The organism is Halomonas salsilacus (genome assembly GCF_051216275.1).
Taxonomy (GTDB): Bacteria; Pseudomonadota; Gammaproteobacteria; order Pseudomonadales; family Halomonadaceae; genus Halomonas.
In genome coordinates this window covers 250,580-273,824 of the sequence record NZ_JBPKAQ010000004.1, presented here as the reverse complement: position 1 = coordinate 273,824, position 23,245 = coordinate 250,580, and the positions used below count along the sequence as shown (strand labels likewise).

Annotated in this window: 24 protein-coding genes and 2 tRNA genes; 14 read left to right on the top strand and 12 right to left on the bottom strand. The window is 66.6% G+C overall.

The features are described 5' to 3' along the window. Positions 1 to 30 precede the first annotated feature (30 nt). Positions 31 to 825, top strand: coding sequence for a MetQ/NlpA family ABC transporter substrate-binding protein (locus ACR80S_RS08445; protein ID WP_435403003.1), 795 nt, complete (start codon positions 31 to 33; stop codon positions 823 to 825). Between the two features lie 59 nt (positions 826 to 884). Next, the gene (locus ACR80S_RS08440) at positions 885 to 1,352 is read left to right on the top strand and encodes a GAF domain-containing protein (RefSeq protein WP_435403002.1); all 468 of its coding nucleotides are present in this window, start codon (positions 885 to 887) and stop codon (positions 1,350 to 1,352) included. A 53-nt stretch (positions 1,353 to 1,405) separates the two neighbouring features. Here the strand turns inward: ACR80S_RS08440 and ACR80S_RS08435 are convergent. The 3 genes from ACR80S_RS08435 to glpK form a co-directional block, all read right to left on the bottom strand. Continuing rightward, positions 1,406 to 1,482: transfer RNA gene (locus tag ACR80S_RS08435), tRNA-Val, on the bottom strand. A gap of 20 nt (positions 1,483 to 1,502) precedes the next feature. Beyond that, positions 1,503 to 1,579: transfer RNA gene (locus tag ACR80S_RS08430), tRNA-Val, on the bottom strand. A 79-nt stretch (positions 1,580 to 1,658) separates the two neighbouring features. Further along, positions 1,659 to 3,146 (bottom strand): glycerol kinase GlpK, encoded by a 1,488-nt coding sequence (gene glpK, locus ACR80S_RS08425; protein ID WP_435403001.1) that lies wholly within the window; start codon positions 3,144 to 3,146, stop codon positions 1,659 to 1,661. A gap of 170 nt (positions 3,147 to 3,316) precedes the next feature. On the opposite strand from glpK, the gene ACR80S_RS08420 reads away from it, so the two are divergent. From ACR80S_RS08420 to ACR80S_RS08390, 7 genes are all read left to right on the top strand, one after another. Next, on the top strand, positions 3,317 to 4,078 hold the full coding sequence (locus ACR80S_RS08420) for a DeoR/GlpR family transcriptional regulator (RefSeq protein ID WP_435403000.1): 762 nt from the start codon (positions 3,317 to 3,319) through the stop codon (positions 4,076 to 4,078). A 187-nt stretch (positions 4,079 to 4,265) separates the two neighbouring features. After that, positions 4,266 to 4,403, top strand: coding sequence for a hypothetical protein (locus ACR80S_RS08415; protein WP_435399845.1), 138 nt, complete (start codon positions 4,266 to 4,268; stop codon positions 4,401 to 4,403). 246 nt (positions 4,404 to 4,649) lie between these two features. Beyond that, complete coding sequence (gene phnD, locus ACR80S_RS08410) at positions 4,650 to 5,672, top strand: phosphate/phosphite/phosphonate ABC transporter substrate-binding protein (RefSeq protein ID WP_435402999.1); 1,023 nt, start codon at positions 4,650 to 4,652, stop codon at positions 5,670 to 5,672. A gap of 67 nt (positions 5,673 to 5,739) precedes the next feature. Continuing rightward, positions 5,740 to 6,558: a phosphonate ABC transporter ATP-binding protein gene (phnC, locus tag ACR80S_RS08405; RefSeq protein WP_435402998.1), complete on the top strand. Its 819-nt coding sequence runs from the start codon at positions 5,740 to 5,742 to the stop codon at positions 6,556 to 6,558. After that, positions 6,545 to 7,357 carry a phosphonate ABC transporter, permease protein PhnE gene (gene phnE, locus ACR80S_RS08400; protein WP_435399848.1) on the top strand — a complete coding sequence of 271 codons (813 nt, stop codon included), beginning with the start codon at positions 6,545 to 6,547 and terminating at the stop codon, positions 7,355 to 7,357. Before phnC ends, phnE (ACR80S_RS08400) begins: the two co-directional genes overlap by 14 nt. Then, positions 7,351 to 8,160, top strand: coding sequence for a phosphonate ABC transporter, permease protein PhnE (gene phnE / locus ACR80S_RS08395; protein WP_435399849.1), 810 nt, complete (start codon positions 7,351 to 7,353; stop codon positions 8,158 to 8,160). The genes phnE (ACR80S_RS08400) and phnE (ACR80S_RS08395) overlap by 7 nt, the downstream gene beginning before the upstream one ends. A gap of 89 nt (positions 8,161 to 8,249) precedes the next feature. Then, a complete protein-coding gene (locus ACR80S_RS08390; protein WP_435399850.1) occupies positions 8,250 to 9,314 on the top strand; it encodes an endonuclease/exonuclease/phosphatase family protein in 1,065 nt (354 codons plus the stop codon). 3 nt (positions 9,315 to 9,317) lie between these two features. Here the strand turns inward: ACR80S_RS08390 and ACR80S_RS08385 are convergent, their stop codons facing one another. Beyond that, a complete protein-coding gene (locus tag ACR80S_RS08385; protein ID WP_435402997.1) occupies positions 9,318 to 10,697 on the bottom strand; it encodes a class II fumarate hydratase in 1,380 nt (459 codons plus the stop codon). A gap of 218 nt (positions 10,698 to 10,915) precedes the next feature. On the opposite strand from ACR80S_RS08385, the gene ACR80S_RS08380 reads away from it, so the two are divergent. The 3 genes from ACR80S_RS08380 (at position 10,916) to ehuB (ending at position 12,990) form a co-directional block, all read left to right on the top strand. Then, the gene (locus tag ACR80S_RS08380) at positions 10,916 to 11,299 is read left to right on the top strand and encodes a phasin family protein (protein ID WP_435400088.1); all 384 of its coding nucleotides are present in this window, start codon (positions 10,916 to 10,918) and stop codon (positions 11,297 to 11,299) included. 166 nt (positions 11,300 to 11,465) lie between these two features. Further along, a complete protein-coding gene (locus ACR80S_RS08375; RefSeq protein ID WP_435399852.1) occupies positions 11,466 to 12,020 on the top strand; it encodes a carboxypeptidase-like regulatory domain-containing protein in 555 nt (184 codons plus the stop codon). Between the two features lie 103 nt (positions 12,021 to 12,123). Next, positions 12,124 to 12,990 carry an ectoine/hydroxyectoine ABC transporter substrate-binding protein EhuB gene (gene ehuB, locus ACR80S_RS08370; RefSeq protein ID WP_435402996.1) on the top strand — a complete coding sequence of 289 codons (867 nt, stop codon included), beginning with the start codon at positions 12,124 to 12,126 and terminating at the stop codon, positions 12,988 to 12,990. A gap of 2 nt (positions 12,991 to 12,992) precedes the next feature. Here the strand turns inward: ehuB and hda are convergent, their stop codons facing one another. Continuing rightward, positions 12,993 to 13,694 (bottom strand): DnaA regulatory inactivator Hda, encoded by a 702-nt coding sequence (gene hda / locus ACR80S_RS08365; RefSeq protein ID WP_435402995.1) that lies wholly within the window; start codon positions 13,692 to 13,694, stop codon positions 12,993 to 12,995. Then, on the bottom strand, positions 13,691 to 14,767 hold the full coding sequence (locus ACR80S_RS08360) for an AI-2E family transporter (RefSeq protein WP_435399855.1): 1,077 nt from the start codon (positions 14,765 to 14,767) through the stop codon (positions 13,691 to 13,693). The genes hda and ACR80S_RS08360 overlap by 4 nt, the downstream gene beginning before the upstream one ends. A 177-nt stretch (positions 14,768 to 14,944) precedes the next feature. Between ACR80S_RS08360 and purM the strand changes: the two genes are divergently transcribed. Further along, positions 14,945 to 16,012 (top strand): phosphoribosylformylglycinamidine cyclo-ligase, encoded by a 1,068-nt coding sequence (gene purM / locus ACR80S_RS08355; RefSeq protein ID WP_435399856.1) that lies wholly within the window; start codon positions 14,945 to 14,947, stop codon positions 16,010 to 16,012. Next, complete coding sequence (gene purN / locus ACR80S_RS08350) at positions 16,009 to 16,755, top strand: phosphoribosylglycinamide formyltransferase (protein WP_435402994.1); 747 nt, start codon at positions 16,009 to 16,011, stop codon at positions 16,753 to 16,755. Before purM ends, purN begins: the two co-directional genes overlap by 4 nt. A gap of 54 nt (positions 16,756 to 16,809) precedes the next feature. On the opposite strand, the gene ACR80S_RS08345 is transcribed toward purN, so the two are convergent. The 6 genes from ACR80S_RS08345 to ACR80S_RS08320 all read right to left on the bottom strand — a co-directional run bounded on the left by ACR80S_RS08345 (position 16,810) and on the right by ACR80S_RS08320 (position 23,196). Next, positions 16,810 to 18,738, bottom strand: a complete 1,929-nt coding sequence (locus tag ACR80S_RS08345; RefSeq protein WP_435402993.1) for an autotransporter domain-containing protein — start codon at positions 18,736 to 18,738, stop codon at positions 16,810 to 16,812. A 138-nt stretch (positions 18,739 to 18,876) separates the two neighbouring features. Then, positions 18,877 to 19,443 (bottom strand): dCTP deaminase, encoded by a 567-nt coding sequence (gene dcd / locus ACR80S_RS08340; RefSeq protein ID WP_435399859.1) that lies wholly within the window; start codon positions 19,441 to 19,443, stop codon positions 18,877 to 18,879. Between the two features lie 93 nt (positions 19,444 to 19,536). Then, complete coding sequence (gene apbC, locus ACR80S_RS08335; protein WP_435400089.1) at positions 19,537 to 20,337, bottom strand: iron-sulfur cluster carrier protein ApbC; 801 nt, start codon at positions 20,335 to 20,337, stop codon at positions 19,537 to 19,539. A 171-nt stretch (positions 20,338 to 20,508) separates the two neighbouring features. Continuing rightward, positions 20,509 to 21,573, bottom strand: a complete 1,065-nt coding sequence (locus ACR80S_RS08330; RefSeq protein WP_435402992.1) for a coiled-coil domain-containing protein — start codon at positions 21,571 to 21,573, stop codon at positions 20,509 to 20,511. A 179-nt stretch (positions 21,574 to 21,752) separates the two neighbouring features. Further along, on the bottom strand, positions 21,753 to 22,496 hold the full coding sequence (locus ACR80S_RS08325) for an RNA pseudouridine synthase (RefSeq protein ID WP_435402991.1): 744 nt from the start codon (positions 22,494 to 22,496) through the stop codon (positions 21,753 to 21,755). 25 nt (positions 22,497 to 22,521) lie between these two features. Next, the gene (locus ACR80S_RS08320) at positions 22,522 to 23,196 is read right to left on the bottom strand and encodes a spermine/spermidine synthase domain-containing protein (RefSeq protein WP_435399862.1); all 675 of its coding nucleotides are present in this window, start codon (positions 23,194 to 23,196) and stop codon (positions 22,522 to 22,524) included. Positions 23,197 to 23,245 lie beyond the last annotated feature (49 nt).

Below are 23,245 nucleotides of genomic sequence, written 5' to 3'. Positions count from 1 at the left end.
ATTACAGCAACACCACAGGAGATCCGTTCCATGCGCAAGACCCTGATCCACACCCTGCTCGCCTCCAGCCTCGCCCTGGGTGCCACCACCGCGATGGCCGACGAGCATTCCATCAAGGTTGGTACCGTGGCCGGCCCGGAGACCGACGTGATGCAGGTCGCCGCCGAGATCGCCCTGCGCGAGTACGGCCTGACGGTCGAGATCATCGAGTTCACCGACTACGTGACCCCCAATGCCGCCCTGGCCGACGGCAGCCTGGACGCCAATGCCTACCAGCACGAGCCCTACCTGCAGGCCATGGTCAACGACCGCGGCTACGACCTCGCCATCGCCGGGCTCACCTTCGTCTACCCGATCGGCGCCTACTCAGGGAAGTACGCAAGCGTCGACGAGCTGCCCGATCGCGCCCAGATCGCCCTGCCCAACGACCCCTCCAATGAGGGACGCTCGCTGATCCTGATGCACAACGAGGGCCTGATCCTGCTCGACGACCCGGAGAACCTCGAGGCCACTCCGCTCAACGTGGTGGAGAATCCGCGAAACTTCCGCTTCCGCGAGATCGAGGCCGCCCAGCTGCCCCGCGTGCTGCCTGACGTGGACATGGCCTTCATCAACAACACCTTCGCCCAGCCCGCCGGCCTCAGCCTGGACGACGCCCTGATCAAGGAGGGGCCGGAATCGCCCTACGTCAACCTGATCGCCGTGCGGGGTGGCGACCAGGAGCGCGAGGAGATCCAGCAGCTGGTGCGCGCCTACCAGACCGAGGCAGTGAAGGCCAAGGCGGCCGAGTTGTTTGGGCCGGCAGCAGTGCCCGGCTGGGAGTAAGTCCTTCTCAAGCAGTCTGGGCCGGCCATAGCGCCGGCCCTCTCGTTTCTGGAGACATCATGACACCCGACTACACCCTGCTCGCCCGCCAACTCGAGGCGCTGCTCGACACCCGCGACTGGCTGACCAACAGCGCCCAGACCTGCGCCTTCCTGATGCAGGAGCTCCCGGAGCTCAACTGGGCCGGCTTCTACCTGCATCGAAAGCCCCAGACGCTCTGCCTTGGGCCCTTCCAGGGCAAGCCGGCCTGCCACCCCATCCCCTTCGCCAAGGGAGTGTGCGGTGCGGCGGCGCGCACCCTCACCACCCAGCGAATCGACGATGTCCACGCCGTGGCCGACCATATCGCCTGCGACGCGGCCTCCCGTGCCGAGCTGGTCGTCCCCATCGTCGTGGAGGACCACCTGTGGGGCGTGCTCGACCTGGACAGCCCCGTGATGGGACGCTTCAGCGAGCAGGACCAGGCCGGCATCGAGACGCTGGTCGGCGTGTTCATGACGCGCACCGACCTCATGGCGAGGCCGTAACGGACGCCCACAGCAAGTCGCCCCGCAGCAGGGCTGCGGGGTGACTCGAAATCTGGTAGGACCAGGCGGATTTGAACCGCCGACCTCCACGATGTCAACGTGGCGCTCTAACCAACTGAGCTATGGTCCTGCTGTGACGTGATGCGAGGCTGGTAGGACCAGGCGGATTTGAACCGCCGACCTCCACGATGTCAACGTGGCGCTCTAACCAACTGAGCTATGGTCCTGCTACAGCGTCGATTACCGGCGCACATCGCCCCGGCAACGGATGCACATCATACCCATCGGGCCGGATTTTGCAAGCCTTCAGCGATCACTCTTGACCCGCTCCACGGCCTCTTGCCAGCCGCGGTAGAGCCGCTCACGCTCCGCCTCGGGCATATGCGGCGTGAAGCGACGCTCGCACTGCCAGAGCTCGGCGATCTCGTCGAGGTCGCGGTACCAGCCCAGGCGCAGCCCGGCCAGATAGGCGGCCCCCAGGGCGGTGGTCTCCAGCACCGTGGGCCGGTCCACGGCCAACCCCAGCATGTCGGCGAGGAACTGCATCACCCAGTTGTTGGCCACCATGCCACCATCGACGCGCAGGGTGTCGGGCTCCGCGGCCATGTCGTCGCTCATGCAGGCCTGAAGGTCGCGGGTCTGGTAGCAGACCGCCTGCAGCCCCGCCGCCACGATCTCGGCGATGCCGGTATCCCGGGTCAGGCCGAAGATGGCGCCTCGCGCCTTGGGATCCCAGTGCGGTGCGCCGAGCCCGGTGAAGGCGGGCACCAGGTAGACACTGTGGCCGCTGCGCATGTTGCGGGCCAGCGCCTCGGTCTCGGCGGCGTCGGCGAACAGCTGCAGGCCGTCTCGCAGCCACTGCACCGTGGCACCGGCCACGAAGATGCTCCCCTCCATGGCGTAGGTGGTCCTACCACCGATGCGGTAGCCCACGGTGGTCAGCAGCCGATTGCGCGACAGCTCGGCCTTGTCGCCGGTGTTGACGATCATGAAGCAGCCGGTTCCGTAGGTGCTCTTGCCCATGCCCGGTGAGAAGCAGGCCTGGCCCACCAGGGCCGCCTGCTGGTCACCGGCCACCCCGGCGATGGGCAACTCGGCGCCGAGCCACTCGGCATCCACCACGCCGAAGTCGTCGCTGGAGTCCTTCACCTCGGGCAGCAGCGACTCGGGAACCCCGAACAGCTCGAGCAGTACCGGGTCCCAGCGCTGTTCATGGATGTTGAACAGCGCCGTGCGCGAGGCATTGGTGGCGTCGGTGGCATGCACCTTGCCTCCCGTGAGGCGCCAGATCAGGAAGGTATCCACGGTACCGAAGGCGAGATCGCCGCGCTCGGCTCGCTCCCTGGCCCCCTCCACGTGGTCGAGGATCCAGGCGAGCTTGGTGGCCGAGAAGTAGGGATCGAGGAGCAGGCCCGTCCGTGCCTGGACTTCCTCCAGATGCCCGGCCTCGCGCAGCGCCTGGCAGGCATCCGCGGTACGCCGGTCCTGCCAGACGATGGCGTTGTAGAGCGGCTCCCCGGTCTCGCGGTCCCACACCAGGGTAGTCTCGCGCTGGTTAGTGATGCCCACCCCGATGACGGCGTTGAGCCCTACGCCAGCGCGCTCGATGGCCTCGCGACAGGTGGTCAGCACGGTGGACCAGAGGGACGCCGGATCATGCTCGACCCAGCCGTCGCTCGGGAAGATCTGGGGGAACTCCCGCTGCGCTGAGGCGATGTTGTGACCTTCTCGATCGAAGAGGATGGCGCGCGAACTGGTGGTGCCCTGGTCAATGGCAAGCAGATAGTCGGCCATGGAGGCTCCTGTCGTTTATCGTTGTAATGTCGATCAAATGTTCGTTTTTGATCACCAAGAGTACTGCAGCGTGTTCGAAATGCTCTACCACCTTGGTCGGACACCACTCTGGAAGCGGCTGCCGGACGCGGCAATCATCGCCTACAATGGCATGATCACAAGGAGCCAGCATGAACCAGCCACAGCGACAGGAAGCCATCGTCGGCCTGGTGCGTCGCCAGGGCTATGCCAGCATCGAACAGCTGACCGAGCATTTTGCGGTCACCCCCCAGACAATTCGCCGCGACCTCAATGCCCTGGCCGGGGAGGGCCTGATCCGCCGCGTCCACGGCGGCGCCGGCCTGGAATCGAGCACGGTCAACACCGCCTATAGCACCCGCAAGACCCTTAACCTCGACGCCAAGCAGCGGATCGCGGCGCTACTGGCCAGGCAGGTTCCAGACGGCTCCTCGCTGTTCATCAACATCGGGACCAGCAACGAGGTGGTAGCTGAGGCCCTGCTGGAGCACCGCGACCTCGAGGTGATCACCAACAACCTCAACGTGGCCGCTATCCTCCAACACAAGGAGGACTTTAACGTGATCATCGCCGGCGGCCAGGTGCGATCACGGGACGGCGGGATCATCGGCGAGGCTACCATCGACTTCATCAACCAGTTCAAGGTCGACTACGGCATCATCGGCATCAGCGGCATCGACGAGGATGGCTCATTGCTGGAGTTCGACTACCAGGAGGTTCGTGTCGCCCAGGCGATCATCCGCAATTCCCGGCAGGTCTATCTCGCCGCCGATCACTCCAAGTTCCATCGCAACCCCTCGGTGCGCCAGGGCAACATCGCCCAGATCGACGCGCTGTTTACCGACCGCCGCCCGCCCCAGGCCATCTGCCAGCTGATGGCCAGTCATGACGTGACGATGCATATCGCCGACTGACCCTTTAACGGCCTCGCTGACGGGGCCCGATGCACCTGCCCACAGCTCACACGGCCGAACCGGATAAATCGACTGTTCGGACGCTCGATGTCGCCTCTTGATGTTCGCTTGTGAATTCAATATGTTCGATTTCAATCATCACGTGGCGACGGCCCCTGCAGGATGAGCGACATTGGCGGAGCGGGACATGACGACGACACCACAGCCAGGGCTTCTCGATCTCTTCGTGATCGGCGGCGGCATCAACGGCGCGGGCATCGCCAGCGATTACCTGGCGGCGACCGGAGCGGCGCCGACCGGGGACGCCGCGACGACGTCGGCGTGAGACGGCCAGCGATGGCAGTGCCGCGACCTGGGTGGCCCCCTTCGAGGCGCTGCCGAGAACAGGCCGGCGCATGGCGTGAGGCGACCTGACCAGTCGGGTAAAGTGATTGACATCGATTCGTCACAAAACCTAGATTGAAGAGCAATCTTTCGAATGCACTCACCACCGGGTGGGGCATGTCGAGTTTCGAGCATCGCCCTGTCGACTCAACCGCAAGACTCAACAACAACAATCCAGAGGCACGCCATGCAAATCGTCTCCGTGAAGTCAACAAATGCGTCACCCGTCGCATCAAGAAGATTCCCCCTCACTGCCCTGGCGGCCTCCGCCCTGTTGCCGCTGTCGATGCTGATGGCTGCGCCTGCGCTGGCCGACTGCCCCCGCGGCGATCTGGACGCCATCTTCTGCGACGAGGACGGTGACATGGTTGCCGACCTGCCCGCCGACGAGTCCGAGTGGGCCAATCCCGACACCCTGATCTTCGCTTATACGCCGGTGGAAGACCCGGCCATCTACTCGGACATCTGGCAGCCCTTCATCAACCACCTCGAGGAGGTGACCGAACGCGACGTGCGCTTCTTCGCCGTGCAGTCCAACGCCGCCCAGGTCGAGGCCATGCGCAGCGGTCGCCTGCACATCGCCGGTTTCTCCACGGGACCGACGCCCTTCGCCGTCAACCTGGCCGGCGCCGTGCCCTTTGCGCTGATGGGCTCCGACGATGGCCAGTTCGGCTACACCCTGCAGGTCTATACCCACGTCGATTCCGGCATCGACGAACTCACCGACCTCGCCGGCAAGCGGGTGGCCCACACCTCGCCAACCTCCAACTCCGGCAACCTGGCCCCGCGAGCCCTCTTCCCCGAACTCGGCATCGTCCCCGACGAGGACTACGAGGTGGTCTACTCCGGCAGCCACGACCAGTCGATGCTGGGCGTGGTGGCGCGGGACTACGACGCGGCCCCGGTAGCCTCCGAGGTGGTCGAGCGCATGGCGGCCCGCGGCCTCTATGACGAGGAGGACGTCAAGATCATCTACGAGACCGACGCCTTCCCCACCACCTCCTACAACTACGCCCACAACCTGCATCCCGACCTGGTCGAGAAGATCAAGGAGGCCTTCTTCAGCTTCGATTTCGTCGGCACGGCCCTCGGCGACGAATTCGAGGGGGTCGAGAAGTTTGTCCCGATCAACTACAGGGACAATTGGCAGGTCATCCGCACCATACAGGCGGCCAACGACGTTCGCTATACCCGCGACAACCTCGAGTGACCTCTGTCGCTGCCCCCGCACACCCGGGGGCAGCGCCGCTTGCGAATCGTCATGGCGAGGTGGATGAATGCTGGAAATCTCGAAGCTGGTCAAGCGCTACGGTCATGACGAGCCCGTCCTCCAGGGGCTGGATCTGGTCGTGGAAGACAACAGCGTGGTCTCCATCGTCGGGGCCTCCGGGGCCGGCAAGAGCACCATGCTGCGCTGTATCAATCGCCTGGTGGAGCCCACCTCTGGCTCGATTCGGCTCAACGGCACCGAGCTGGTGACGCTCAAGGGCTCGGCGTTACGCCGCGCCCGCCGCAAGATCGGCATGGTCTTCCAGGGCTTCAACCTGATCGACAGGCTCACGGTGATGGAGAACGTGCTGGCCGGCCGGCTCGGCTACGTGAACCTCTACCAGGCCATCTCCCGTCGCTATCCCCGCGAGGATATCGAGCGGGCCTTCACCCTCATGGAGCGGGTAGGCATCGCCAACTATGCCAACAAGCGCGCCGACGCCCTGTCCGGCGGCGAGCGCCAGCGCGTCGGCGTGGTACGGGCGCTGATGCAGGAACCAGAGGTGCTGCTCGCCGACGAGCCCACCGCCTCCCTGGACCCACGCACCTCCGAGCAGATCATGATCCTGCTGCAGAGCCTGGCGAGCGAGCTATCGCTGCCGGTGCTGATCAACATCCATAACGTCGCCCAGGCCAGGACCTACACCGAGCGCATCGTCGGCCTGCGCCATGGCAGGATGATCTTCGATGGCGCCCCCGACGACTTCACCCGGGATGCCCTGGACGCCATCTACGGCGGCATCGAGTCCCCCGAGGAGGAGCCGACGGCAACGTCCGCCCCCTCCCCCGCCCAGGCCAAGCGAGGCGTGCCCCATGACCCGCTCTGACCGCGAGGGCGCCATCCCCCGCACCTGGCGCAAGCCCCCCTTCATCGCCAATCCCTGGTTGCGCTACGGCGCCTGGCTGGTGCTACTGGTCTACCTGGTCTGGGCCTTCGGCAGCCTGCCGTTCAACTGGGCGCGGATCGGCGAGGGCCTGCCCCGGGCCGCACGCATCTTCGGCGGCGGCTTTCCACCGAGTTTCGAGCGCGGCGCCCTGCTGCTGACCGGCTTCAAGGAGAGCTTCCAGATCGCCATCCTGGCCACCCTGCTTGGGGTGGCGCTGTCGATTCCCTTCGCGGTGATGGCGGCACGCAACGTTGCCCCGCTGCCGGTCTACCTGTTCGGCCGCGCGGTGATCATCATCTCGCGCAGCTTCCACCCGGTGATTGTCGCCATCCTATTCGTCGCCGCGGTGGGCTTCGGTCCGCTGGCCGGGATCCTCACTCTGACCCTCTACTCCATCGGCTTCGTCGGCAAGCTGCTCGCCGAGGAGATCGAGGAGATCGACTGGGGCCAGGTGGAGGCGATGCGCGCCACCGGCGCCGGCTACCTGGCCATCCTGTTCTATGCGGTGTTTCCGCAGATCCTGCCGCGCCAGGTGGGGCTCTCGATGTACCAGCTCGACAGCAACCTGCGCGCCTCGGCCGTGGTGGGGATTGTCGGGGCCGGCGGCATCGGCGGCACCCTGATGAACGCCTTCGGACGCTACGACTATGACTTCGCCTTCGCCATCCTGCTGATCATCATCGCGGTGATCCTGGTCAGCGAGGGCATCAGCGGCTGGGTGAGGAAGAAGATATGGTAGATCATGCCGACGCCCTGGCCGACCGCGTCTGGCGACGCTACGACCGCCGGGAGCGCCTGACCCGCTATGCCGTGCTGCTGGTGACGCTGATGGTGGTCGTCTGGGCGGTGCGCGACATCGATATCTTCTGGCCCTGGGTGTGGGATGCGCCCAACCAGATCTCGAACCTCGGGGCGCGCATGTGGCCCCCGGACCCCAGCGGCCTCGGGCAGATTCTGACCGCCATGATCGAGACGGTTCATATCGCCACCCTGGCCACCCTGCTGACGATCTTCATCGCCCTGCCGGTCTCCTACATTGCCGCCCAGAACACTACCCCCAATCGCGCCTGCCTGTGGCTGGGGCGCTTCATCCTGGTGTCGAGCCGTTCGGTGAACACCATCATCTGGGCCCTGCTGTTCGTGGCGATCTTCGGCCCCGGGGTGCTGGCGGGGATATTGGCGATCATGTTCCGGTCGATCGGCTTCATCGGCAAGCTAATGGGTGAGGCGATCGAGGAGATCGACCGCCGCCCCGTGGAGGCCATGGAGGCCACCGGTGCCTCCAAGCTCAAGGTGATCGCCTACGCCGTGGTGCCCCAGGTGATGCCGGCCTTCTTCGCCATCGTCATCCTGCGCTGGGACATCAACATCCGCGAGTCCACGGTGCTGGGGCTGGTGGGGGCCGGCGGCATCGGGGTACTGCTGCAAGGTGCCATCGACACCTTCGCCTGGCCCACCGTGGCCACCATCCTGATCGCCATCGTGGTCCTGGTGCTGATCGGCGAGGCGATCACCTGGCTCCTGCGCCGCAAGGTGATCTAGCCAGGCATTAACGACCAGGCATTCACGACCGGTGACATCCGGCGTACGCTGAGCCCTGGACGTCACCGAGACCACCGAGAGGTCATGTCGTGTTCTCCATCCTGCTTGCGGTGCTCGCCATCGCGCTGCTGGCTGCCACCCTGGTCGCGAGATCGCCGTTGAACTGGTGGTGGATCCGCGCCTGCGAGTTCCCACGACTGCAGCTGGCCGCCCTGGCGACGGTGTCCGCGCTGCTGGTTCCGCTGGCCGATCCGCCCTGGTCATGGATCGCCCTCGTGGCGAGCCTCGCCACCCTGGGACTTCAGGCGGTCCGCATCCTGCCCTGGACACCGCTGTGGCGGGTACAGGTACAGCGCGCCGAACCGGGGCAGGAGAACCGCTGCCTGACGCTGCTGGTCGCCAATGTGCTCACGACCAACCGCGACGCCGAGTCATTGACCCGGCTGATTCTCCAGCACCGGCCCGATCTGGTGCTGACCCTGGAGTCCGACGCCTGGTGGCAGGAACGGCTGGACACGGCACTGGACGAGGGCTGGCCCCACGCGGTGCGGGTACCGCTGGACAACCTCTACGGCATGCACCTCTATTCGCACCGACCGCTGGTCGACCCCGAAATCAGGTGGTTGATCCAGGACGATATCCCCTCGATCCATACCGGCGTCACCCTGCCCAGCGGTGAGGTGATCCGATTGCATGCCCTGCATCCCCGCCCCCCGGCCCCGAACGAGAGCGAGGAGTCCCTGTGGCGAGATGCCGAGCTGCTGCTGGTGGGCAAGGCGATTCATGAGGACCCGACCCCCGCCCTGGTGGCCGGGGATCTCAACGACGTGGCCTGGTCGCGCACCACCCGGCTCTTCTGCCGCGTCAGTGGCATGCTCGACCCGCGACGCGGGCGCGGCATGTTCAGCACCTTCCACGCCGATTACCCGCTGCTGCGCTGGCCCCTGGACCATGTCTTCAGCAGCGAACACTTCACCCTGGCGGCCATGCGGCGCCTGCCGCACATCGGCTCCGACCACTTCCCGATCCTGGTGACTCTCTGCTACCGGCCCTCTCGCTCAGACGAGCACGAGACGCCCAAGGCCGACCGGGAGGAGCGCCGCGACGCCCGGGAGACCATCAAGGAAGGCAAGGAGCGGGATCAGGAAGCCTGAGCCCTACTCCGGAATGCCGCCACGGGTCAGCGCCGCCGGGTCCAGCAGGCGCTCGAGCTCCTCTCGGGAGAGCTCGGTCTGCTCCTCGGCCACGTCCAGGATCGGCCGTCCCGCCTGATAGGCCTGCTTGGCGATGGCCGCGGCGGTGTTGTAACCGATCACGGCGTTGAGCGCCGTGACCAGGATCGGGTTGCGCGCCAGGGGCCCCGCCAGGTTCTCCTCGCGCACCTTGAAGGTGGCGATGGCCCGGTTGCCAAGCAGCCAGGCGGTGTTGCTCATCAGGGTGATCGAGGTGAGCAGGTTGTGGGCCACCAGCGGCAGCATCACGTTGAGCTGGAAGTTGCCGCTCTGCCCGGCGATCGTCACGGCGCTGTCGAGGCCAATCACCTGGGCGGCGGCCTGGGCGGCGGATTCCGGAATCACGGGATTGACCTTGCCCGGCATGATGGAGCTCCCCGGCTGCAACGCCTCAAGCTCGATCTCGCCGAGCCCCGCCAGCGGGCCGGAGTTCATCCAGCGCAGGTCGTTGGCGATCTTCATGACCACGCAGGCCAGCCCGCGCAGCTGCCCGGAGAGCTCCACCGCGGCGTCCTGGGAAGAGAGGCTGGCGAAGAAACTCTCGCTGGGGGCGAAGGCCAGTCCAGTCTGCTGCGACAAGTCCGCCGCCATGCACTCGGCAAACTCGGGATGGGCGTTGATGCCGGTGCCCACCGCCGTGCCGCCCTGGGCAAGGCGGCAAAGCCGCACCAGGGCGCTGTCCAGCCGCTCGATGGCATGGCCCACCTGGCTCGCCCAGCCGCCCAGCTCCTGGCTCATGCGCAGCGGCATGGCATCCATCAGGTGGGTTCGGCCGGTCTTCACCACGCCGTCGAGCTCGACCGCCCGCGCCTCGATGGTCTCGCGCAGGTGGACCAGGGCCGGGCGCAGCCGTCCGGTGACCTCCAGCGCCGCCGAGACGTGGATCGCCGTGGGGATCACGTCGTTGCTCGACTGGCCCATGTTGACGTGGTCGTTGGGCCCTACCTCGATGCCCTGGCGGCTCGCCAGGTTGGCCAGCACCTCGTTGACATTCATGTTGCTGGAGGTGCCGGAGCCGGTCTGAAAGAGGTCCACCGGGAACTGATCGTCATGATCCCCGCGGATCACCGCCTCGGCGGCGGCGGCGATCGCCTCGGCCCGGGGGGCATCGAGCAGGCCAAGCCGGGCGTTGACCCGGGCCGCCGCCAGCTTGATGCGGGCGATGGCGTGAATGAAGGCCGGCGGCATCGGCTGGCCAGAGACCGGAAAGTTGTTGACGGCGCGCTGGGTCTGGGCGCCGTAGAGGGCGTCGGCCGGCACTTCCAGCTCGCCCATGCTGTCTCGCTCGAGTCGCGTCTTGTTCATGGCTGGCTCCCTATACAGGCGGCGTTGGCGTTCGGCTTCAGCCTGGCGTCGACGCCCCTGCACCGCAAGTTCGGCGCGGTGCAATGTCGCTAAACTGGGGTATGAGATTTTTCATCACGGGAGGATGTTGCAGCGCACAAACCGCTCTGCTATTGTGCATTGCAACAGGGCAGGCTTCCTGCTCCTCAACACCAGATGAACCAGGAGGTTTTACCATGATGAACGCATTCAACTTCGACACCAAGCAGTTCGATACCCAGCAGTTTGACGCCCTCTTCTTCGGCCCGGCCCGCGCTTACGCCAGCCTGGCGGTAGACTACACCGAGAAGCTGGCCCACGCCCAACTGGACGCCACTAAAGCCTACACCGACACCGGCCTGGCCCAGCTGCGCACCCTGATGACCGTCAAGGATGCCGAAGGCCTGAAGAGCTACATGGAAGGCCAGCAGAAGGTCGCCAAGGACCTCGCCGAGCGCCTGAAGGGCGATGCCGAGAAGGTCGTCGCCCTGCAGCAGGACTTCGCCCAGCAGAGCCAGAAGCTGACCGAAGAGAACGTCAAGCAGGTCCAGGCTACGGCCACCAAGGCCACTGCCCAGAAGTAAGCCGCCGCTGCCGGCCAAGGCCGGCAGACGCCGCACTTCGAAAAGCCGCCGCCCTCCGGGGCGGCGGCTTTTGCGTGTCGGCAAATGGGAAGGTTTCATGGACCCTGGCCTGCGCTATGCTGGCACGGGCACAGGGCGCCGATAAATCTTCTCAGGGAGTGACACCATGAAACGCTGGATACCGATGCTGCTGCCGGGGCTCTTGCTGGCGGGCTGCGAGATCATGCCCCCCGCCCCGTCGCCCACCGATCGCATCGAGGTCATCGACCGCGAGGTCGAGCCCGCGGAAACACGGCCCGCGCCCGAGGAGCCCCGCGAGATTCCATCGGGGCGCGTAGCCCGTCAGGTGGCCTTCCCCGCCGCGGAGTATGCCTCCCTCGAGAAGACGGGCAGCGCGGTGATCAGCGGCCAGCTGACCATCGGCGGTCGCGCCGTGCCCAACGCCGGCGTCTCGGTGGCCCCGGTGACCACCTACTCCGCCGAGGCGGCAGAGAAGGCGCTGGCCGGCATCGCCGTGGAGCCCGCCGACCCGCGGGCCCGGGAGTACACCCACACCACCCGCACCGACGGCAACGGGCGGTTTCGCCTGACCGGCCTGCCCGCGGGGGAGTTCTACCTCTCCGGCGCCGGCCCCGACCCGGCCAGCGGCCAGGCACGGGTAGTGATCCGCCAGGTGCAGCTGCGAAGCGGCCAGCAGTTGGAGACAGACCTGAGCCGCTGAGGCGACGGCTGGCAGGGCCGCGGTGCGTCTCCTATGTTGATGCCTATGGACCCGCCTGCTGGCGGAGCATAACCACGGCCCTTTTAACTGCTGGAGTTTCCTGATGCTCCATGACCGCTTCTCCGTCTGGTCAGTGCGTCTGGCCATGATTACCGTGCTGCTCGCCATGTCGTCGGCCAGCGTTGCGGCCAGCCTGGACGAACTCCGCGAGCGCGGCGGTATCCGTATCGCCGTGGCCAACGAGGTGCCATACGGCTATCTGGACGCCGAGGGCCAGGCCCGTGGCGCCGGCCCGGAGGTGGCTCAACACCTGATCGACCGGCTGGAGCTCGGCGAGATCGAATGGGTGGAAACCGACTTCGGAGAGCTGATTGCCGGCCTGCGCGCAGGTGAGTTCGACATGGCGGCCGCCGAGATGGCCATCCTGCCGGAGCGCTGCGAGCTGATCCTCTACTCAGAGCCCAATACCACCTACGGTGAGGGACTGCTGGTGAGGGCTGGCAATCCTCTGGAGCTCAACGCCTTTGACACTTTCGCGGACCGCAACGACTACCGGGTGGCCGTCATGGCAGGCGCCGATCAGCGCGAGATTCTGATGGCCCTCGGCGTGCCCGAGGTGAAGTTTGTCACCATCACCCGCAACGAGGAGGCAATCGAGGTAATCGTCAACGGCGAGGCCGATGCCTACGCCGCCACTGGTCTTACGGTCACCGCACTGGACGAGGCGAGCCAGGAGGTGGAGGCGGCGATGGATTTTGTCGACCCTGTACTCGATGGTGAGGAGGTGCGCAGTTGGGGCGGTTTCGCCTTCGGTCCCGATGCCGAGGCGCTGCGCGATGCCATCAACGAGGCATTGCTTGATTTCAAGCCGACTCAGGCATGGGAGCAGATTCTCATCGACAGTGGCTTCAGTCAGGAGGACGTGCTCAACTCCTTCAAGTACCCCACCGAGCGACTTTGTCGCCGCTGACCCTACCAGCCCAGCGCCTGCTTGACGAAGGGAATGGTGAGCCTACGTTGGGCCGACAGCGAGGCGCTGTCCAGGGTACTCAGCAGCTCGAACAGCTCCCCCAGCCGGCGTGGCCCGCGATGCAGGATGAATCGGGCTACCTCGTCGGGCAGCGCCATGCCGCGCCCCCGGGCGCGCAGCTGCAGCGCGGCCAGGCGGCCGGGGTCGTCCAGCCCTTGGACGTTGAAGGTGACGCCCCAGGTCAGCCGCGAGGCGAGATCGGGCAGTGTGACCGGCAGCTGCCGGGGGGCGGCGTCGGCCGCAACCACCAGGCGCTTGCCCGCATCGCGCAGGCGGTTGAAGGCGTGGAACAGCGCCTCCTCCCAGCGCTTGCGTCCCAACACCTTCTCCAGGTCATCGATGGCCACCAGGTCGAGGCGCTCAATCTCCTCGAGCATCAGCGGCGGGAAGTGGCCGAGTTCGGCCAGGGGCAGGTAGAGCGCGCGCAGCTCGCGATCCGAGGCGGCGTGACAGGCGGCCTGCAGCAGGTGGCTGCGCCCCACGCCCTCCCCGCCCCACAGATAGAAGAAGGGCTCGCCGCCCTGGTCCAACTGCTGGGTGAGGCGAGCGACCAGGCTGGCATTGGGACCGGGATGGTAGTTGGCGAAGGTGGCGTCGTCGCGCAGGCCGACGCCTAGCGGCAGCTGCGCCGGGGCCCTGCTCATGGCGCCTCCTCGTCGTCGCGTCGTGCCAGGGTGGCATCGTACAAGGTGCTGTTCTTGTAGCGTTCGTTGAGTTCACGCAAGAGTACCATGATCACCGCCGCCGCCGGCAGCGCCAGCAGCACCCCGGTGAAGCCGAACAGGTTGCCGCCGGCCAGCACGGCGAAGATCACCGCCACCGGATGCAGGCCGATGCGATCGCCCAGAAGCTTGGGCTGCAGCAGCGTGCTCTCGATCACCTGGCCGGTGCTGAATACCGCCACCACGCCGAGCAGCGCCAGCCAGGTGCCGAACTGGAAAAAGGCCACCACCAGCGCAATGCTCATGCCGACGATGAAACCCAGGAACGGCACAATGCTGGCGAGCCCCGAGATCAGACCGATCAGCACCCCGAAGCTCACCCCCATCAGGGTAAGACCCAGGCCGTAGATCACCCCCAGGCTGAGCATCACCAGCAGTTGCCCGCGCAGGAAGGCCGAGAGCACCTCGTCGCAGCGCTTAGCCAGGCGCACCGTATCGGCTTCCCAGGCCCGCGGCAGCAGGCGGCGCAGGCTGGTCATCAGTGACTTCCAGTCGAGCAGTAGATAGAAGGTCACCACCGGGATCATCGATACATAGGTCACCCAGGTGACGAAGGCCATGCCCGAACGACCCACCTGCCCGAGCACCTGAGCAAGGTAACCCCCCGCATCCTGCCAGTGCTCGGCCAATGTCTCCTGCACGTTCTCCAGTTCACCGGCCACATCGAAGCCCGTCCAGGCCTGGATCTGCGGCGCCAGCACCGTCTCCAGCCACTCGAAGATCCCCGGCGTCACCTCACCGAACTGACGCATCTGCTGCACCAGCAGCGGAATCAGCACCAGCAGCCCCAGCGCCAGCACCACCAGCAGCACCAGGAACACCGCGCTGACCGCCAGCGCCCGCGACAGCCCCCAGCGCTCCAGCCGGTTGGCGAGCGGATCCGCCAGGTAGGCCAGGATCATGCCGGCGATGAAGGGCATCAGCATCGCCTCAAGCCGCATCAGCAGCCACACCAGGGCCACCGCCGCCGCCAGCACCCACCATTCTCTGCGCATCGTCCTCTCCCTGTCAGGGCCGCACCGGCATGCCCTCACGGCTGCCTGCACGACGTCTTGATGCTACAATCCCGCATCCAATCTTGATTCAGCACCCGAGCCTGCCCACCCGCCTGGCCCACGCCTGCGCTGGCGGCATGGCCGACCCACGCCGACGACCTATCGACAGGACCCGAGATGACCGACACCCCTTCTTCCCTCCCCTCGCTCAGCTACAAGGATGCCGGCGTCGACATCGATGCCGGCAATGCCCTGATCGACCGCATCAAGGGCGTCGCCATGCGCACTACCCGCCCCGAGGTGATGGGCGGCCTGGGTGGTTTCGGCGCGCTGTGCCAGCTGCCGAGCGGCTACCGGGAGCCGGTGCTGGTCTCCGGTACCGACGGCGTGGGCACCAAGCTGCGCCTGGCCATGGACCTGGGACGCCACGACACCATCGGCATCGACCTGGTGGCCATGTGCGTCAATGATCTGATCGTCGCCGGCGCCGAGCCGCTGTTCTTCCTCGACTACTATGCCACGGGCAGGCTCGACGTGGACATCGCCGCCGACGTGGTGACCGGCATCGGCGAGGGCTGCGAGCAGGCCGGTTGCGCCCTGGTCGGCGGCGAAACCGCCGAAATGCCCGGCATGTACGAGGGCAGCGACTACGACCTGGCCGGCTTCTGTGTCGGCGTGGTGGAGAAGGCCGAGATCCTCGACGGCAAGCGCGTCGCCGAGGGCGACGTGCTGCTGGGCATGGCCTCCTCCGGCCCCCACTCCAACGGCTACTCGCTGATCCGCAAGATCCTCGAGGTCTCGGGTACCAGCCTCGATACCGCCATCGACGGTGTCTCCCTGGGCGACGCCCTGATGGCGCCCACCCGCATCTACGTCAAGTCGCTGCTGTCGCTGATCAAGGAGAGCGGCGTGCCGGTGCATGCGCTTTCCCATATCACCGGCGGCGGCCTGACCGAAAACCTGCCCCGGGTGCTGCCCGAGGACCTCGCCGCCCGGGTCGATGTGGCCAGCTGGGCCCGCCCGGCGGTGTTCGACTGGCTGCAGCAGCAGGGCAACGTCACCGAGGAGGAGATGCACCGGGTGCTCAACTGCGGCATCGGCATGGTGATCGTGGTGCCGGCCGAGAAGGCCGACCAGGCCCGCGCTCACCTGCAGGCCCTGGGCGAGACGGTGCATCGCATCGGCGAGATCGTCGCCCGGCACGGCGATGAGCCCCAGGTGCGGCTGGAGAACCTCGAGGCATGAACGAGAGAGGCCCTTCCCGCGACACCCTGAACGACTTCGCCTCGGAGCCGGCCAGCACCCGCCGGGTCGTGGTGCTGATCTCCGGCAGCGGCAGCAACCTGCAGGCGCTGATCGACGAGCAGACCCATGACCGCCTGGGCGGCGAGATCGTCGCGGTGATTTCCAACCAGCCCACCGCCTTCGGCCTGATTCGCGCCAAGGAGGCCGGCATCGACGCCGTGGTGCTGCCCCACCGCGAGTACGACAGCCGCGAGGCCTACGACGGCGCACTGATCAAGGTGATCGAGCGCCACGAGCCGGACCTGATCGTGCTGGCCGGCTTCATGCGCATCCTCACCCCGCGCTTCGTACAGCGTTTCCTGGGGCGGATGCTCAACATCCACCCCTCGCTGCTGCCTGCCTACCAGGGCCTCCATACCCACGCCCGGGCGCTGGCCGACGGGGTGGCCGAGCACGGCTGCAGCGTGCACTTCGTCACCGAGGAACTCGACGGCGGCCCGGTGGTGATCCAGGCGGCCGTCGAGGTGGCCGAGGGCGAGACCGAGGCGACCCTCAAGGAGAAGGTGCACGCCCGCGAACACCTGATCTACCCCATCGCCGTGAAGTGGTGTCTCGAGGGGCGCCTGCAGTTCACGCCCGAGGGGGCCACCCTGGACGGCATGCCGCTACCGCCCCGGGGCGTTTGCCTCTCCCACGCCGACGCGGCGGAAGAGCTGGACGAGGACCCCGACGTGCGAGCGTGACCCTGCGGCTCCGCTGCCGGGACCCCGGGCCATCCTGGGTGTCGGTCGGAAACGTCAGAAGGTGTACCCCGCGCTCAACTGGAAATGCGGCTCCAGCCTGTCCCAGCCCTGCACGCCCGCACCCGCCTGGAGCCTGGCATTCCCGAGCCGTATGCGCAGTCCCGTATCGATGCGAAGGTAATAGTCCTCCTCGCGTTCCGTCGCCATACGCGACCAGCGGTTGGTCGGCAGCGAGGCCAGCCTCACCTCGGCACCCGGCTGTTCGTCATCCAGGTACTCGCCCCCGGCGACCTCGCCGAAGAAGCCGATAACGCCCTCCGGCGAGCGATCCAGCATCAACCCCGCCTCCACCCGGCGTTCCTTGAAGTCGCGGTCCGAGACGAGCAATGCATTCGCTGCCGAGCCCTGTTCACGATAGCCTTCGATGTCAATATTGACATGCCGATAGGCCACGAAGGGAGCGGTATACCAGGGGGAGCCGCTTGCCGTCAGCCGGTAGTCGAGGCGTAACTCGCCCGCCCAGCTCTCGGCAGTGGTATCCCCTGTCAGCGATCGCTCCGCCATCCCCAGCGACACCCGGCGGCGCAGTACGAGATCGAAATCACCTCGGCTGAGAATGGCCTGCGCCCCGACTCGCCCCAGATGCTGTCGTGCGAACAGACTGAACGTCAGGCCCTCGAGTTCGAAGTCGGCCGGTGCGTCGAGCTCGGCCTCACGCCGAGTCACGGTGGCGCCCAGCCACCCGCTCCCGAGGGGCATGACCACACCGATACCCGCACCGCGTTGCGATGCCTCGGGCCTGCCGGTGTGACTGAACGCATTGGATTGCTCAAGCTGGTAGTCCCCATGCGCAAAGAGGCGCCATGTCTCGCTCTGCTGGCCTGGGCGCAATTCGCTGGTCACCAACCGCAGCTGGGCTGCCATGCTGCCTGATACCAACCCGCCGGCGAGTGACAGGAGGCGTGGCGCCTCGATCAGCGCATAGGCGTAATCGGACAGAATCTGCTGCCCGACCGCAGTCGGATGGACAGTGTCGTTGAACAGTAGCCGGGAGGGATCAGGATTGCCCGCCGCCAGTCCGTAAGCCGACACATCGCAGAAAGGAACACTGAAGCAGACGTCGGGTAATGCAATCTCTGTTGCCAGACCGAAATCCGCCGGCGCGCCGATCACCTCGTCGAAGAGCGCACCGACATCGAGACGGATGATATCCGCCCGGCCGTCGTGGCGCGCCAGGCGCTCGCCAAGGGCCTGATTGAAGACTTGCGTCAAGGCCGAGAAGGCATCGCGCTGACCACTCGCCGCCCCGGCCGGCGTCGCCCCCACATCCGGCAGATTCGAGACCACGATCGTCCGCGCGCCCGCGGTCACCAGGGCATCGATGCCATCAGCCAGCGTACCCGCACTGGTTATCGCAGCGGCGGGATCGGTGACCCGCCCATCGAGGAAATCATTACCGCCGCCGTTGAGGTAGTAGAGCGCCTCGGGATCGGCCGCCCCAGCTTCGATCAGATAGCCATCTCGGCTGCGCGCCGAGACGCCTGCCCGACCGACCACCGATCCCGCCGGCCGGGTGATCGATGCCAGGATATCGACGGTGGTGTAGTCGCCGGTGGCATAGTTGGTGCCATCGGGCAGTCCCAGCAGGTCACGCACGACCGATGTGGAGGGCAGCAGCGGACCCAGCCCCAGGGCATCGGCCAGACGCTGGATGCTGACCTCTTCATAAGGCGAAGGTGCCAGGAACGTCGGCCCGAGTCGATTGGTGAAGCGGAGGCTCCCTACCTCGCCCAGTGCCAGGCTCTCCAGATCGGGAAACTGCCCCGAATCACTCAGGCTATCGCCGAACACGATCACCTGTGAATAGCCCGATGCCAGGCCGGGCACCAGCGCCAGGCCGAAGAACAGGGCCAGCCAATGGGACGTGCCGAGCCGCCGGCGGCCATCGGCCCGAGTGGAATGAGAAACGAGTGGAACCGCCATGGCAGGGGTCCTCCAACCGGAAAGGGGTCCATGGCCGTGACTTAGCGAGCCATGTTCTTTCCAGCGTAGAGGAAGCCCCTCCGATGGCCAGCGAAAATAACCGCCCGCTCGGCGGCTGGCCTCGACAGCGGAGTCTCGTTAGGTCCTCGGCAGGGTCACGCCGCGCTGTCCCATGTACTTGCCGCCGCGGTCCTTGTAGGAGATGTCACACACCTCGTCGGACTCCAGGAACAGCATCTGAGCCACGCCCTCGTTGGCGTAGATCTTGGCCGGCAAGTTGGTGGTGTTGGAGAACTCCAGGGTGACGTGCCCTTCCCACTCGGGCTCCAGCGGCGTCACGTTGACGATGATGCCACAGCGCGCGTAGGTGGACTTGCCCAGGCAGATGGTCAGCACGCTGCGCGGGATGCGGAAGTACTCAACGGTGCGCGCCAGGGCGAAGGAGTTCGGCGGGATCACGCAGACATCGCCCTTGATGTCGACGAAGCTCTTCTCGTCGAAGGCCTTGGGGTCCACCACCGCGGAGTGGATATTGGTAAACACCTTGAAGTCATCGGCGCAGCGCACGTCGTAGCCGTAACTGGAGGTGCCGTAGGAGATCACCCGACGATCGTTCACATAGCGAATCTGGTCGGCCTCGAAAGGCTCGATCATGCCCTCCTGCGCGGCCATGCGGCGGATCCACTTGTCGGACTTGATGCTCATCGGGACGTTTCCTGCTGAAGTGAAGTCTTGGGCCTGGGCACCAGGCCATGATAGCGGCCCCGTGCACGGGCGTCACCTAAGTGCCGTCGTCGCTCAGTCGCTGAAGGAGATGCTCGGCCCCTCGGCGGCCGGACCCTGCACCTGCTCCGCCACCTGGCGGGCCATGTCGCGGAAGGTGGCGGTCACCTCGCCGTCCGGTTCGGCGACCACCGTGGGTCGCCCGCCGTCGACCTGCTCGCGAATGGAAAGCGCCAGCGGCAGCCGACCCAACAGGCGAGTCTCGTACTCATTCGCGATGCGCTCACCGCCGCCCTCGCCGAAGATCGGCTCGGCGTGGCCACAGCTCGAGCAGACGTGAAGGCTCATGTTCTCCACCACGCCGAACACCGGCACATTGACCTTGCGGAACATCTCGATGCCCTTGCGGGCATCCAGCAGGGCGATGTCCTGGGGCGTGGTGACGATCACCGCGCCATCCACCGGCACCTTCTGGGCCAGGGTCAGTTGGATGTCACCGGTGCCCGGCGGCATGTCGATGAACAGGAAGTCCAGATTGTCCCACTGGGTCTGGGTCAGCAGCTGCTGGAAGGCGCCGGCCACCATGGGCCCACGCCACACCATGGGCTCGCGCACGTCGACCATGAAGGCCATGGACATCGCCTGGAGGCCGTGGGCCTCGAGGGGAAGCATGCGGTTCTCGCCGGCAGACTGAGGGCGCACCCCCTCACCCACGCCCAGCATCTGGGCCTGGCTCGGGCCATAGATATCGGCATCCAGGATACCCACCCGGTAGCCTTCGGCGGCCATGGCCAGCGCCAGGTTGGCGGTGACGGTGGACTTGCCCACCCCGCCCTTGCCGGATGCCACGGCGACGATATGCTTGACCCCTTCGATCACGGACTGCTCCTTTCGCTAATTGTCGGCCGAGGCGAAACGTCGTCGCCCCGTCATATCAGAAATTGGCTATCGGGCCAGTATACGCACGAGGCCTGACGCCGTCCCGGTTCCCCAACGGCAAACGGCGGGCCGAGGCCCGCCGTCGCATTGGCATCATCCTGGGGAGGATTACTCCTCGTCGGCCTCGGTCTCCTCGGTGGTGACGCCAGTCTCCTCGGTGGTGACGCCAGTCTCCTCGGTGGTGAGGCTGGTCTCGAGGTCGGCCAGTTCACTGCGCCAGCTGGCCAGCTGGGCCTCGAGGCGTTCGAGCTGTTCCTCGCGACGCTCCGCTTCGGCCTCGACGGTGGCGACCTCGTCACGGCCGATGCCGATGGCGATCATCAGGTCGTCTAGCTCGGTGCGGGCCTCCTGCACCTCAGCGCGAGCAGCGTCTCGCTCCTCGCGGGCCTGGCCAACCTCCTCGGCCACCTCGTCGCGCCAGACCTCCAGCGCCTCGATCTCCTCCTCGAGGGCCTCGAGGTAAGCCTGGCGCTCTTCGAGCTCGGCCTCGGCGCCGGCCACCTGCGCCTCGGTCTCCTGGACCCGCTCGCGCAGCGACTCCAACTGAGCCTCGGCCTCATCGCGGGCCGACTCGGCCTGCTCACGGGTATCGACCGCCTGCTGGCGCTCCTCCTCGGCCTCCTGACGAGCGGCTTCCGTCTCCTGGCGAGCCTCTTCGGCGTCCTGGCGGGCGGCCTCGGCGTCATCGCGGGCCTGCTCCACGGCCGCAACCTCTTCACCCAGCGCCTCGAGGGACGCCTGGAGCTCGGCCTGCTGCGCCTCGAGGGCCTCGATCTCCTCCTGGAGGGCATTGCGCTGCTCGGTGAGGGCCTCGAGCTGCGTCTCGGCCTCGCCAATCGCCTCGTTCAGGCGCTCGATATCGGCACGGGCCTCGGATTGCTCCTCGGCCATGGCGGCTTCGGCGGCATCGCGTTCTTCCTGCAGCCCGGCCAGGCGCGCCTGCAGGGCTTCGATCTCTTCACCGGTCTCATCGCGCTCATCCAGCTGGCTGACCAGCGCCTGGTTGCGCGACTCAAGGGCGGCGAGCTCGGACGCCAGGGCCTCACGGGCCTCGCGATGAGAGCCGGAGTTGGACTGGGCGACGATGGCCCAGATAACGGCGATGGCGGCGACGCCTGCCAGCCCCCTGACACGATTATCCTTGAACGGTGACGTCTGGGAGGTTTCCGACATGGATGCATCCTCTCTGATTCAACCTCGGGATCGGGACCGACCGGCATGGGCCGAACGGCCAAGCACTTTAAATCCAGCCTACTTCGAATCCAGCCTACTTCAAGTTCAGCCTACCAGGAACTCAGCATACAGAGCGGGCCACCTAGGGAAAAGGAACCTTCCTTTGCTCGGCTCAACGCTCAGAAACGCTCTCCGGGTTTCAGGTAGCGCCACTCGCCGAACGGCACCCGACCCAGCGACACCCCGCCGATGCGCAGCCGCCGGGTGGCGACCACGGTCAGCCCCACAGACCGGCATATCAGCTCGAGCTGTCCGGGCACCATGCCCTTCAGCGCGAAGCGCAGGCGTGTCTCGCTCTGCCAGCTGACCTTGCCCGGCGCCAGCTGCCGCCCGGGCACCGCCGAGCCATCCCGCAGCGACGCAAGCTGGCGCTCGTTCAGGCTGCCAATCACCTCCACCTGCCACTCCTCCTCTAACCGCATGCGGCCCTCATCGAGGCGGCGAGCCACGCCGCGGTCCTGGGTGAACACCAGCAGCCCCTCCTCGCCGGGGGCCAGCGGCAGCAGCGTTGCCAGGCCACGAAAGTGCGCCTTGAGGGGCGCCAGACCGGCGGGATCCTGCGCCCAATGGGTGGCCTTTCGGATCAGCCGCCTGGCCAGGTCCTCGCCTTGTGCCTTGACCTCACCGGAAGCGATATTGGCCGGTGCGTTGAACAGCAGCGTGGCCGACGGAATCTCCCGGGGCGTGGCGCCAGGGGCCAGCTCGATGGGCTGATCGCCGACCTTGAACTGGGGCTCCTCGACGGTGAGGCCATCGACCTTCACCCAGCCACCGGCGATGTAGAGCTCGGCCTCGCGTCGCGAACAGGGCAGCTCCCGGGCCAACCGCTTGGAGAGCCGCTCGTCGGCATCCTTATCACTCATGTCTCGTCCCTCATTCATCGCCATCTCAATACGCCAGCCAGATGCAGTGCTTGGCCCCCTTGCCGGGACGGTGGGCGCGCACCGTGACCGTCTCGACCAGCAAGCCGATGCGCCTCAGGCGCTCGGTGAAGGCCGGGTCCTGGCCCGCCGACCATACCGCCAGGACACCGTCCGGACGCAGCGCCTGCTGCGCGGCGGCCAGCCCCTTGGGGGAGTAGAGCCAGTCGTTCTCGCGTCGGGTCAGCCCCTCGGGGCCGTTGTCCACGTCGAGCATGATGGCGTCGAATCCGCCGGGCTCGCGGCGCAGCAGCTCGCCCACGTCGCCCAGGCTGACCCGGGTTCGCGGATCGTTCAGCGGATAGCCGGCGGCGCCGCCGAGCGGGCCCCGGTTCCACTCCACCACCCCCGGGACCAGTTCGGCCACCACCACCTCGGCGTCCTCGCTCAGGGCGGCCAGCGCCGCGGCCAGGGTGAACCCCATGCCCAGGCCACCCACCAGCACCCGAACGCCGGGGCGGTCGGCGATCCGCTGGCAGGCCAGCTCGGCCAAGGCATCCTCGGAGCCGTGCAGGCGCGTGTTCATCAACTCGCCGGTGGTCCCGGCGATGCGGATGGAGAATTCGTCGTTGCGCTGCAGCAGCCGCAGCTCACTGCCCTTGCCAGGTATGCTGGCGGTACCGATCAGTTCGAACTTGGCCATGGTCTCTCGCTGGCAATAATTGATGGGTGGGGGAACCCAGCCGACGCTG